The sequence below is a fragment of the Streptomyces sp. NPDC058246 genome (assembly GCF_042881985.1).
In the GTDB taxonomy this organism is placed as follows: domain Bacteria; phylum Actinomycetota; class Actinomycetes; order Streptomycetales; family Streptomycetaceae; genus Streptomyces.
This window is the reverse complement of the sequence record NZ_JBHVWZ010000045.1, coordinates 1-12,181: the sequence shown is the minus strand read 5'-3', so window position 1 is coordinate 12,181 and position 12,181 is coordinate 1. Positions and strand designations below refer to the sequence as shown.

Annotated in this window: 10 protein-coding genes; 5 read left to right on the top strand and 5 right to left on the bottom strand. The window is 70.4% G+C overall.

Annotated features, from left to right (window positions below):
- Window positions 1-40 precede the first annotated feature (40 nt).
- Complete coding sequence (locus ACFVXA_RS37950) at window positions 41-502, bottom strand: MaoC family dehydratase (RefSeq protein ID WP_362032729.1); 462 nt, start codon at window positions 500-502, stop codon at window positions 41-43.
- Window positions 503-609: 107 nt separating this feature from the next.
- On the opposite strand from ACFVXA_RS37950, the gene soxR reads away from it, so the two are divergent.
- Window positions 610-1,134 (top strand): redox-sensitive transcriptional activator SoxR, encoded by a 525-nt coding sequence (soxR, locus tag ACFVXA_RS37945; RefSeq protein ID WP_389514509.1) that lies wholly within the window; start codon window positions 610-612, stop codon window positions 1,132-1,134.
- 58 nt (window positions 1,135-1,192) lie between these two features.
- On the opposite strand, the gene ACFVXA_RS37940 is transcribed toward soxR, so the two are convergent.
- The 3 genes from ACFVXA_RS37940 to ACFVXA_RS37930 all read right to left on the bottom strand — a co-directional run bounded on the left by ACFVXA_RS37940 (window position 1,193) and on the right by ACFVXA_RS37930 (window position 4,056).
- Window positions 1,193-2,260, bottom strand: coding sequence for an RNA ligase (ATP) (locus tag ACFVXA_RS37940; protein ID WP_390028528.1), 1,068 nt, complete (start codon window positions 2,258-2,260; stop codon window positions 1,193-1,195).
- 198 nt (window positions 2,261-2,458) lie between these two features.
- Window positions 2,459-3,274 (bottom strand): 3-keto-5-aminohexanoate cleavage protein, encoded by an 816-nt coding sequence (locus tag ACFVXA_RS37935; protein WP_390028526.1) that lies wholly within the window; start codon window positions 3,272-3,274, stop codon window positions 2,459-2,461.
- Between the two features lie 176 nt (window positions 3,275-3,450).
- Complete coding sequence (locus tag ACFVXA_RS37930; RefSeq protein ID WP_362032741.1) at window positions 3,451-4,056, bottom strand: hypothetical protein; 606 nt, start codon at window positions 4,054-4,056, stop codon at window positions 3,451-3,453.
- 286 nt (window positions 4,057-4,342) lie between these two features.
- Here ACFVXA_RS37930 and ACFVXA_RS37925 point away from each other — a divergent pair, with 286 nt between their 5' ends.
- Complete coding sequence (locus ACFVXA_RS37925; protein ID WP_389514513.1) at window positions 4,343-7,138, top strand: penicillin acylase family protein; 2,796 nt, start codon at window positions 4,343-4,345, stop codon at window positions 7,136-7,138.
- Between the two features lie 361 nt (window positions 7,139-7,499).
- On the opposite strand, the gene ACFVXA_RS37920 is transcribed toward ACFVXA_RS37925, so the two are convergent.
- A complete protein-coding gene (locus ACFVXA_RS37920; RefSeq protein ID WP_390028525.1) occupies window positions 7,500-8,774 on the bottom strand; it encodes an exo-beta-N-acetylmuramidase NamZ domain-containing protein in 1,275 nt (424 codons plus the stop codon).
- 259 nt (window positions 8,775-9,033) lie between these two features.
- Here ACFVXA_RS37920 and ACFVXA_RS37915 point away from each other — a divergent pair, with 259 nt between their 5' ends.
- The 3 genes from ACFVXA_RS37915 to ACFVXA_RS37905 are packed head-to-tail and all read left to right on the top strand — an operon-like array spanning window position 9,034 to window position 12,078.
- Window positions 9,034-9,798, top strand: coding sequence for an SDR family oxidoreductase (locus ACFVXA_RS37915; protein ID WP_362032747.1), 765 nt, complete (start codon window positions 9,034-9,036; stop codon window positions 9,796-9,798).
- Window positions 9,795-11,456: an AMP-binding protein gene (locus ACFVXA_RS37910; protein ID WP_362032750.1), complete on the top strand. Its 1,662-nt coding sequence runs from the start codon at window positions 9,795-9,797 to the stop codon at window positions 11,454-11,456. Before ACFVXA_RS37915 ends, ACFVXA_RS37910 begins: the two co-directional genes overlap by 4 nt.
- A 28-nt stretch (window positions 11,457-11,484) precedes the next feature.
- Window positions 11,485-12,078 carry a TetR/AcrR family transcriptional regulator gene (locus ACFVXA_RS37905; protein ID WP_189187803.1) on the top strand — a complete coding sequence of 198 codons (594 nt, stop codon included), beginning with the start codon at window positions 11,485-11,487 and terminating at the stop codon, window positions 12,076-12,078.
- Window positions 12,079-12,181 lie beyond the last annotated feature (103 nt).

Below are 12,181 nucleotides of genomic sequence, written 5' to 3'. Positions count from 1 at the left end.
CCCGCGGGCGACGGACGGCCCGAGGCTGCCGGCGCCACCCTCAGAAGTAGTACCGGGACACCGACTCGGCCACGCACACCGGCTTGTCCCCGCCTTCACGCTCGACGGTCACCGCGGCCGTGACCTGGACACCACCGCCCGCCTCGGTGACCTCCTGGAGGACGGCGGTCGCGCGCAAACGGGACCCCACCGGTACCGGCGCGGGGAAACGCACCTTGTTGGTCCCGTAGTTGACGCCCATCTTCATGCCCTCGACCCGCATCACCTGCGGCACCAGCGCGGGCAGCAGGGACAGCGTGAGATACCCGTGCGCGATGGTCGTCCCGAAGGGGCCCGCCGCCGCCTTCTCCGGGTCCACGTGGATCCACTGGTGGTCGCCCGTGGCGTCCGCGAAGAGGTCGATCCGCTTCTGGTCGATCTCCAGCCAGTCGCTGTGCCCCAACTGCTCGCCCACCGCCGCCTTCAGTTCGTCGGCGGACGTGAAGATCCTCGGCTCTGCCATGTCCCTGGCCTCCCGCGTCGCAATGTCTAAGCAACTGCTTAGCATGGTCGGGTGGGGGCCTCCTGTCAACGCACCGCGGGTGTGACGAGGTCGGTAAGGTTCGAGGGGTGCCCCAGATTCCCGAGAAGATCCATGAACTCACGGTCGGTCAGCTGTCGGCCCGCAGCGGCGCCGCCGTATCGGCCCTGCACTTCTACGAGTCCAAGGGCCTGATCAGCAGCCGCCGCACCACGGGCAACCAGCGCCGCTACCACCGCGACGCGCTGCGCCGTGTCGCCTTCGTACGCGCCGCACAGCGCGTCGGCATCCCGCTCGCCACCATCCGCGAGGCGCTCGCCGAACTCCCCGAGGAGCGGACCCCGACGCGGCAGGACTGGGCCCGGCTCTCGGAGGCGTGGCGCTCCGAACTCGACGAGCGCATCACCCAGCTGAGCCGGCTGCGCGACCACCTCACGGACTGCATCGGCTGTGGCTGTCTGTCGCTGGAGAACTGTGTGCTCTCCAACCCGGACGACGTCTTCGGCGAGCGCCAGACCGGCTCCCGGCTGATGGCCGAACGCCCCGGCACGCAGCGGAAGCGGCAGGACGAGCGGGAGCCGGAGCGGCAGAAGGCGACGGGGGACTGTCGCTGAGGGGCGATCTCCCGGGAGTTCGGGGACGAAGCCCCCGAGTGACCGCCCCGCGCCCCGACTACTCGTACTCCGTGCCGCCCTTCCGCGTCAGATACGCCGGGCTGACCGCCTTCGCTATCGCCCGGCCGCCCGTCACCGGGCTGTAGCGCTCGGGGGAGGGGCGGATGACGACGCCCTCGCGCAGATGCAGCTCGCGCCCGGAGACGGTCTCACGGCCCGAGGCGACCTCAAGGACGCGCTCGATGTCGTACGGGCCCTCGTACAGCCGTGGTACCAGCGGGAGTTCGCCGTCCACCAGCGCCGCCGCGTCCAGCCAGCGGACCTCGCCGTCGATCTCCGCGCAGACGTCGAACACGGCGTAACCGAGGGACACGCGGCGACCGTCGGCGCCGTACGACAGGTCCTGTACGCCCGCCCCGTACACCTCGCCGAAGATCCCGACCCGGCGTGCGCCGAGCCGCTCGGCGAGCCGGGCCGCGGCCTGGGCGACCCCGTGCCCTTGCACGGCGCGCCAGTACAGATTGCGCGGGTCCTCCTTCAGCGCCAGGGACTTGGCGCCGAAGCCCTTCGACGAGACGTGCACGCGGCCGTCATCCGCGAGGTAGGTCAGCAGGCACGCCGAACCGTGCAGCTTCTCGGTCAGGACGACCGGTTCGCCCGGCGTGAAGATGTCCGGGTAGCGCTGGATGTTCTCGATGTCGACCCAGGGCAGCAGATCGGGCGCGGACTCGACGTCGCCGTCCATCGTGGGCGGGATCGGCGGGACCCACTTGACGATGCCGAGCACCTCGGCGAAGTCGGTGCCGTCCTCGGCGGCCCGCGCCAGATCGACGCCCGCCAGCGCCTTCGGCCGGCACACGATGCCCTGCGACAGCTCACCGCGCAGCCGTACGGCCCTGACCCGGTCGGCCTTGCTTCCCGCGAGCCGGCCCGTCAGTCCCAGCTCCTCGATCAACTCGGCCGGGAGCACGGACTGCTCCGGGATGTAGACGGCCCGCTCGCCGGTGCGGTAGGCGCCCTTGGCGACGACGGCTCGATACAGGCCCACCTGGGCCAGTTCGAGCGCGTCGGCGTTCGGATGCTCATGGATGGTCAGCTCTTCGGCGGTGACGCGCAGCGTCGACATCGGGTTCTCCTCGAATTCCTCAGCCGTGTTTCATCGCCCTCAACTGTCCGGAGGGGAAAGCGCTGGAGCGAACGGATTTGCCGCTGGTAGCGTCGGGATCTTCGGCCCACGGCGACGCCGGGCACGGAGTCCTGACGGGACCCTCCCCCATGCCCTCGCCCGCCCCTGCCGCCGCTCTCGCCGACATCGACATGGTCCTCAACGGCTTCGCCGGCCCGACCGAGACGGGCTGCGAGCGATGCTTCCTGCCGGAGGAGACGGCGCTTCCGGGCACCCCGTACATGCGCCTGTCCCCGGAGGTGACCACCCGTACTGGACCAGACCTTCCGCAACCAGCTGACCGTTGGACGTCGCGCGGCTCCCGTCCGGCAGGGCCAACGTGTCCTCCAGACCGATCCGGGTGCCGAGCCCGAGTCGACCCGCGAGGCGCAGCACCGGCCAGGCGCCGCCCTCCGTGCCGTGCAGCAGCACGGGGCGGCCGTGACGGGTACCGAGGCCGGCGAGCAGGGATCGGGCCGACTCCTGTGCCGTCTCCGGGGAGGTGTCCATGACCTCGGCGAGTACCCGCAGCACCCGCGGCGCGAGTGGTGACGTGGTGAACCGTGCCGCGCCGTCCGTGCCGGACCGGATGCCCGCCTCCACGCCGATGCCGCGGTCGAGGAGCGCCGCGGCCACCTCCTCGGCGCCCGGCTCATGCCAGTTGACCGAGGCGTGGTCGGGCAGGACGGTCCAGGAGCGGACGCGCGCCACGCGGGCCGCGGGGTCCGGTTCGGCCCACGCGCCGGTGGTCACGCCGACCGGAACGCCCACCCGTGCCCGTATCGCGTCGAGCGTCGGCGCGACCACCTTCGGCGACAAGGTGTCCCGCCCACAGGGGGTCTTGGGGTGCACATGGATGTCCGTGGCCCCGGCCGCGACTGCCTCGGCCGCGGACTGGGCCATCGCTTCGGGCGACATCGGCACGACGGCACTGTCGGCCGAGCCGCGCGCTCCGTTCAAACAGACCTGCACCATGCCCTCGATGGTGCCAGGCGGCACTGACAACCCCGGTGCGTGCGGCGCCCCGTCAGGGGCGCGGGGCTGTGACCTTGTCCGGCTCCGCCGGGTGGGCGCGCCCTGCCACGACCGAGTCGCGGCCGACGACTCACCCGCAGTCCCCGTACCCAGCGCCGCTCAACCCGGCGGAGCGATCACGCGGACGCCAGGAGGAGCCGTCCGCGCCTGGTCTCCGCCAATGCCTCCGGTGTCAGGACGGGCCGCGGCACCACGATTCCGCAGCTCGTGCAGACGGGACCCACCGACGGCTCGTGGGCCAGGTCGTACTTCCATGTGAGGCGCTCTGCGGCGCACACCGGGCAGACGGTGCCCGGCTCGCGCTCCAACGCGGCGATCAGCCGGCGCAGCACCTCGGCCAGTGGCTCATGGGGGTGGACCCGCGGGTCGTCGCACCACGCGACCCCGAAGCCGCCCCAGGTCAGCCGGTGCCAGTCGTCGACACTGCCCGGCCTGCGCAGTCCGTCGTGCTTCTCCTTCTTGCGACGCTGCGCGAACTCGACCTCGTAGGCGAGCCAGACGGAACGGGCCTCCTCCAACTCCACCAGTGCGGCCACGAGCCGCGCCGGATCGGGGGAGCGGTCCTCGGGTCCGAATCCGGCCCGGGAGCACAGATGGTCCCAGGTCGCCCGATGCCCGTAAGGGGCGAACCTCTCAAGGCACTTGCGCAGTGAGTAGCGCCGCAGTGCCAGATCACACCTCGGATCTCGCACCTGTCTCGCCAGACTCCGGAAACCGGCCATCGCCCTGCACCTCCGTCACACCTGCACCTGTACTTCGGTCACTTCGGCGTCGTCCCGTACGGACGTCGCCGAATAGACGTATCGACAAGCGATTCGGCTCCATCCATTTTTCGATGACTGCCATAAGCCACCCGCCGAGCCGTTCCCGGCCTACCTCCCGTTGCTGTCAGCCGCCTGTCGAGGGCGCTGCCCGGCCGTGATGAATCCCAAAACTGACGCATGTTCATCTTCACTCCCGGGGATACCGGCGGTAACGTCCGGGCCACCCCCGTCGGTAGGAGCTGCCATGCCACGGCGCACCCCACGCACCACGCTCGACAGACTGAGAACTCCCCGCAGATTCCCCAAGTTCCTCAAGGCCGCATCCATATGCGTCCTCATTGCCGGTCTTTTGTCGCCGCTTTCCCAAGCGGCCGCCGCCGACACCTCGGCCGCATCGTCGTCGGCTGCCGCGAACGACTACTGCGGCGGCCAGTGTTCGGACATCCTCCCGCCCGGCGAGAACGGCAACGCGACCCTCGCCCAGGTCCTCCTCAACCAGGCCTTCGGCACCCAGCCCGACCACGCCGAGGACCAGCTCGCCCCCTACGGCAACCTGGCCTCGGGCTACTCCACGCTCACCGACGCCAAGATCAACGACTTCTTCAACGACGCGTCCTTCGGAGTCGCTTCGGACCAGGTCGCCTCGACCACGAAGCCGCGCAGCGACGTCACGATCGTCCGCGACAAGAAGACCGGCGTCCCGCACATCACCGGTACCACCCGCTACGGCACCGAGTACGGCGCCGGGTACGCCGCCGCCCAGGACCGGCTCTGGCTGATGGACGTCTTCCGGCACGTCGGACGCGGCCAGCTGACCACCTTCGCGGGCGGTGCGGCCTCCAACCAGGGTCTGGAGCAGGAGTTCTGGCGCAACGCCCCCTATACCGAGGCCGACCTGCAGGCCCAGATCGACAGCGCCATCGCCAACAACGGCGCCCGCGGCCAACAGGCCCTCGCCGACGCCAAGGCCTACCTCGACGGCATCAACGCCTACATCGACGCCTCCGACAGCGGCCGCTACTTCCCCGGCGAGTACGTCCTGACCGGCCACAAGGACTCCATCACCAACGCCGGGACCATCGACCACTTCAAGCTCACCGACCTGGTCGCGCTGGCCTCCGTCATCGGCGCGCTCTTCGGCTCCGGAGGCGGCGGTGAGGTCAACAACGCGATCTCGCTGATCGCCGCCCAGTCCAAGTACGGCGTGACCGAGGGCACCAAGGTCTGGGAGTCCTTCCGCGAGCGCAACGACCCCGAAGCGGTGCTCACCGTCCACAACGGCGAGAGCTTCCCGTACGCGAGCAAGCCGGCCGGCCCTCAGGGCGAGGCCCTGCCCGACGCCGGTTCGGTGGCCCAGGAACAGCTGGTCTACGACCGCACCGGCAGCGCCGCCACCTCCAGCGCCACCAGCGCCTCGGCCACGGCGGCCAAGACCTCCCTCAGCTCGGCCAAGCGCGGTATGTCCAACGCCCTCGTGGTGAGCGGCAAGTACACCGCCAGCGGCCACCCGATCGCCGTCTTCGGCCCGCAAACCGGCTATTTCGCGCCACAGCTGCTCATGCTCCAGGAGATCCAGGGCCCGGGCATCAGCGCCCGCGGCGCCTCCTTCGCGGGGCTGAGCATGTACGTCGAACTCGGCCGTGGCCAGGACTACTCCTGGAGCGCGACGACCTCCGGCCAGGACATCATCGACACGTACGCCGTCGAACTGTGCCAGGACGACTACCACTACCTCTACCACGGCACCTGCACGGCCATGGACAAGGTCGAGCAGACCAACTCCTGGAAGCCGACCGTCGCCGACGGCACCGCGGCGGGCTCCTACCGCATGCAGGTCTACCGGACCAAGTACGGCCCGGTGGAGTACCGCGCGACGGTCGGCGGGAAGAAGGTCGCGTACACCACCCTGCGCTCTTCCTTCATGCACGAGGCCGACTCGATCATCGGCTTCCAGATGCTCAACGACCCGGACTACGTCAAGGGCCCGGCGACCTTCCAGAGCGCGGTGCAGCACATCAACTACACCTTCAACTGGTTCTACGCCGACTCCTCGCACACCGCGTACTACAACAGCGGAGACAACCCGGTGCGCGCCACCGGTGTCGACGCCGAGTTCCCCGTGTGGGCGCAGGCGGCGTACGAGTGGAAGAACTGGAACCCGACGACGAACACCGCCGACTACACACCGGCGTCCGCCCACCCCAACTCGACCGACCAGGACTACTACATCTCCTGGAACAACAAGCAGGCCAAGGACTACACGACAGCCTCCTGGGGTGACGGCTCGGTCCATCGTGGCAACCTGCTCGAGGACCGGGTGAAGAAACTGGTGGCGGCCGGCGGCGTCACGCGGACCGCGCTGGTGAAGGCCATGGCCGACGCCGCCCTGGCCGATCTGCGGGCCGAGGACGTGCTGCCGGACCTGCTGAAGGTGATCAACAGCTCGACGGTCACGGACCCGACGGCCGCGGCGGCCGTCAGCAAGCTGTCCGCGTGGGTGACGGCGGGCGCCAAGCGCACGGAGACGTCGTCCGGGTCGCACACGTACGCCAACGCCGACGCGATCCGCATCCTCGACGCCTGGTGGCCGCTGCTGGTGAAGGCCGAGTTCCAGCCGGGCCTCGGCAGCGACCTCTACACCGCGTTCAGCAACAACCTCCCCGTCGACGAGTCGCCGTCGGCCGCGCACGGCCCGACCGGCGCTCACGCCGGAAGCTCGTTCCAGTACGGCTGGTGGAGCTATGTCGACAAGGACATCCGGGCGGTGCTCGGGGAGTCGGTGCAGGGCGGTCTGTCGCAGAAGTACTGCGGCTCCGGCAGCCTCAGCGCCTGCCGGGACGCGCTGATCAGCACCCTGAAGGATGCGGCCGGCAAGACCGCGTCCGACGTCTACCCCGGCGACGACCAGTGCTCGGCGGGCGACCAGTGGTGCGCCGACTCGATCGTCCAGCGGGCGCTCGGCGGCATCAAGCACGGCAAGATCACCTGGCAGAACCGGCCGACCTATCAGCAGGTGGTGGAGTACACGTCACACCGGTGACGATGCCCACGGGTGTTGGCCAACGGGCGTTTCGTCTACGCCTGTTGGCCAACATGCGTGATGGTCGGCGTTCGTTGGCCTGCATCCGTTGGCCAACGTCCGTTGGCCCAGGTCCGCTGGCCAACGTCGGTCGGCGAACGCGGGTCGTCCTACGTTCGTTGGCCAACGTCGGTGGCCTACGCGTGTTGGCCAACGCACGTAGACCAACGCACGTAGACCAACGTCTGTTGGCCTGCACCGGTTGCCCAACCCTGGTTGCCCAACACTCGTTGGCCAACACTCGTTGCCCAACAGGCGTTGGCCGCGGGGCTGTGCCCCCGGAAGCGAGAGACCCCTGTTCCGCGGACGGCGGCGTCCCCGCTCACCCGTAGAGGAGGTACTCCTCCCGTACCCGCCGGAAAGCCTTCAGCTCCTCCTGCCAGGCCGCCACGACCTCGTCGGCGCTCGCCCCCGCGTCGATCATCGTGCGCACCAGCGTCGACCCGGTCAGCTTGTCGATCCAGTTGTCGGAGCGCCACGCGAAGCCGCTCCAGGCCTTCTTGGCGGTCACCAGGAGGGCGACGCCGGTGCGCACCGGGTCGTACGCGGCCCGGTCGTGCACGTGGATCTGTACGCCCCCGATGGTCTTGCCCTGGAACTTCGAGAAGGTGGGAGCGAAGTACGCCTCCCTGAAGTGCACGCCGGGGAGTTTCAGCTGACTGACATCGGAGGCCCAGCGTCCGTCGATGCCGTCCGCGCCGAGCAGCTCGAACGGCCGGGTCGTGCCCCGCCCCTCCGACAGGTTCGTCCCCTCGAAGAGACAGGTCCCCGAGTACACCAGGGCGGTGTCGGCCGTGGGCATGTTCGGGCTCGGCGGCACCCAGGGCAGGCCGGAGGCGTCGTAGAAGTCCGAACGCCTCCACCCCGACATCAGTACGGTCTCCAGCGCCACCGGCGCCGCGAGGAACTCCTCGTTGAACAGCCGTGCCAGTTCCGCCACCGTCATCCCGTGCGCCTGCGCGATGGGCTGCCGTCCGACGAACGTCGCGAACTCCTTGTGCAGGACGGGCCCTTGGGCCGCACGGCCGGTCACCGGGTTCGGCCGGTCGAGCACCACGAAACGCTTCCCGGCGAGCCGGGCCGCCTCCATGCAGTCGTACAGCGTCCAGATGTACGTGTAGAAGCGCGCGCCCACGTCCTGGATGTCGAAGACGACGGTGTCCACGCCGGAGGCCGTGAAGATGTCGGCGAGCGGCTGACCGCTCTTCAAGTACGTGTCGTAGACGGGGAGTCCGGTCGCCGGGTCGTCGTAGCGGCCCTCGGAGCCGCCCGCCTGCGCGGTGCCGCGGAAGCCGTGCTCGGGGCCGAAGACGGCGATCAGGTTCACGCGGTCGTCGGCGTGCATGACGTCGACGATGTGGCGCACGTCGCTGGTGACGCCGGTGGGGTTGGTGACGATGCCGGTCCGCCGGCCGCGGAGAAGGGCGTAGCCGTCCGCGGCCAGGCGCTCGAAGCCGGTGCGGAGCCCGCGGCCGCCGGCATCGTTCGCCATCGCCACCGGTGCCAGGGCTGCCGCGGCGGTGCCGGCGGCGAGGAGTGTCCGTCTGGACAAGGGGGTGCCCCCTGTTCGAGCGGAGCCGAGGACGTGGGGGAGCATGGTGTGACCTCCGTGATCGCGGAAGGTTGCACAGGGCACGCTAAGGGCTCCCGCCGGTCGTTCGTAAGCTGCGCGGCATCCGCGGCTTGTCGCGCCCACGCGGTGGAGCCGGATATGTCGCGGCTCCGCGCCCGAGGGGTGCCACCGGTGCACGGGGCTTCGGCGTGGTGGCCCCTTCCCTGCCTACATACCGACTGGTTAGTCTGGCGTCGCAGTACAGTCGCAGAAGAGCCGTGTCGCGTCGTGTCGAAGGAGACCGATGGTGGAAGCCGTGCAGGATGCGGGAGTGGTCGTCACCGGAGCGGGAGGCGGGATCGGGGCCGCGCTGGCCCGTCGCTTCGCCGCCGAGGGGGCCCGGGTCGTCGTCAATGACCTGGACGCCGCCAAGGCGAAGGCCGTGGCCGACGAGATCGGCGGCATCGCGGTCCCGGGCGACGCGTCCGCGATCGTGGCCGAGGCCCGCGACGCGCTCGGCGGCACGGTCGACGTCTACTGCGCGAATGCGGGCGTCGCCTCCGGCGGCTCGGAGGCGGCCGGCGAGAACGTCTGGGCGCTCGCCTGGGACGTCAACGTGATGGCGCACGTCCGCGCGGCCCAGGAGCTGCTTCCGGCCTGGCTGGAGCGCGGCAGCGGGCGTTTCGTCTCCACCGTCTCGGCCGCCGGACTGCTCACCATGATCGGGGCCGCGCCCTACAGCGTCACCAAGCACGGCGCGTACGCCTTCGCGGAGTGGCTGTCCCTGACGTACCGCCACCGCGGTCTCAAGGTCCACGCGATCTGTCCGCAGGGCGTGCGTACCGACATGCTCGACGCCACCGGCAGCGCGGGCGACCTCGTGCTCCAGCCGACCGCGATCGAGCCGGAGGACGTCGCCGAGGCGCTCTTCCAGGGGATCGAGGAGGACCGTTTCCTGATCCTTCCGCACCCCGAGGTCGCCGGGTACTACCAGGTGCGGGCCGGGGAGCCCGACCGCTGGCTGGCCACCATGAACCACATCCAGCAGAAGTGGGAGGCGGGCCGGTGACCACTTATGCCGACCGGCCCTGGGTGGCGCTGCTCAACGACGCCCAGCGCGCCCCGGTGAACCCCGCCGACACCCTGGTGCACGCCCTGCGCGAGGTCGTGTCGCACACCCCCGACCGCACGGCCCTCGCCTACTTCGACGGGCGGCTGAGCTACCGCGAGGTGGACGAGCTGAGCGACTCCGTCGCCGGGCACCTCGCGGCCGGTGGCCTGGAGCGCGGCGACCGGGTGGCGATCCTGCTGCAGAACTCCCCGCACTTCGTGCTCGCCCTGCTGGGCGCCTGGAAGGCGGGCGCGACCGTCGTGCCGGTCAACCCGATGTACAAATCGGGCGAGGTGCGGCACGTACTCCAGGACGCGGAGGTGAGCGCCCTGGTGTGCGCGGACCGCGCGTGGGAGTCGTATCTGCGCGAGACGGCCGCCGAGTCGCCCGTACGCGTGGTGCTGACGGCGTGTGAGCTGGATCTGCAGACCCGCGACGACACGCGGGTGCTGAGTTTCGAGCGGCTGCCGGTCGCAGACGATGCCGGCGACCTCCTGGCGGTCGCCCGGCAGGGTCACAAGGCCCCCGTGGGGCGTGACCTCGGCCCCTCCGACATCGCACTGATCAGCTACACCTCGGGCACGAGCGGCACCCCCAAGGGGGCCACCAACACGCACGGCAACATCATGTACAACGCCGAGCGGCAGCGGACGGGGCTGGGGCTGCCCGAGGCGCCCGTCTACTTCGCGATGGCGCCGCTGTTCCACATCACCGGGATGGTCTGCCAGCTCGCCGCCTGCCTCGACAGCGCGGGCACCCTGGTCCTCGCGTACCGCTTCGAGGCGGGCGTCGTCCTCGACGCGTTCGCCGAACACCGGCCCCAGTACACGGTGGGCCCGTCGACCGCCTTCATGGCGCTGGCCGCGCACCCGGCGGTCACGCCGGACCACTTCTCCTCCTTCGTCAACATCTCCTCCGGCGGCGCCCCGCTGCCGCCCGCCCTGGTGGAGAAGTTCCGGGCCGGATTCGGGCCGTACATCCGCAACGGCTACGGGCTCACCGAGTGCACCGCGCCCTGCGCCTCCGTACCGCCGGGCCGGGAGGCTCCCGTCGACCCGGTCTCGGGGACGCTGGCCGTCGGCGTCCCGGGTCCCGACAGCGTCGTACGCATCGTCGACGACCAGGGGCAGGAGGTGCCGTTCGGGGAGCAGGGCGAGATCCTCGTCCGCGGACCGCAGGTCGTGCCCGGCTACTGGCGTCGCCCCGAGGCCACCGCCGAGACCTTCCCGGACGGCGAGCTGCGCACCGGCGACATCGGATTCATGGACGCCGAGGGCTGGCTGTACGTGGTCGACCGCAAGAAGGACATGATCAACGCGTCCGGCTTCAAGGTGTGGCCCCGCGAGGTCGAGGACGTCCTCTACACGCACCCCGCGGTCCGCGAGGCGGCCGTCGTCGGGATCCCCGACGGCTACCGCGGCGAGACCGTCAAGGCGTACATCAGCCTGCGTCCCGGGGCCGAAGAGGACCCCGACGCGCTCGCCGCGTACTGCAAGGAGAGACTGGCCGCCTACAAATATCCGCGGCAGGTGGAGATCCTGCCCGACTTGCCCAAGACGGCGAGTGGGAAGATCCTCCGTCGGGAACTGCGTTCCCGCCCGCACGACAGCCAGTAAGACATCAGACGAAAGGCAGGTGGCGGCAGTGCCCAGGACGACGGACGGTGACGGCACGCCCGTACCGCAGCGGCTCTTGGCCGCCGCCACCCGGCTCTTCGCCGAGCAGGGCTACGACCGCACCTCGGTGCAGGAGATCGTCGAGGCGGCGGGCGTCACCAAGGGGGCGCTGTACCACTACTTCGGCTCCAAGGACGACCTGCTGCACGAGGTGTACGCGCGCGTGCTGCGTATCCAGCAGGAGCGGCTGGACGCCTTCGCGGACGCCGACGCGCCGGTCGAGGAGCGGTTGCGGGGGGCCGCGGCCGACGTGGTCGTCACGACGATCGACAATCTCGACGACGCGTCGATCTTCTTCCGCTCGATGCATCACCTCAGCCCCGAGAAGCACAAGCAGGTGCGGGCCGAGCGGCGTCGCTATCACGAGCGGTTCCGGGCGCTGGTCGAGGAGGGCCAGAAGAAGGGCGTCTTCTCCACGGCCACGCCGGCCGACCTCGTCGTCGACTATCACTTCGGGTCCGTGCACCACCTGTCCACGTGGTACCGCCCCGACGGACCGCTCACCCCCCAACAGGTCGCCGACCACCTGGCGGACCTGCTGCTGCGCGCGCTACGGCCGTAGGGCCGGGGCGTTTCCCGCCCCCGCCGCCCCTGCCCGTCCCGACCTGGGGCTGCGCCGCAGACCCCGTTCGCGCAGTTCCCCGCGCCCCTGAAACGGGGCGCGG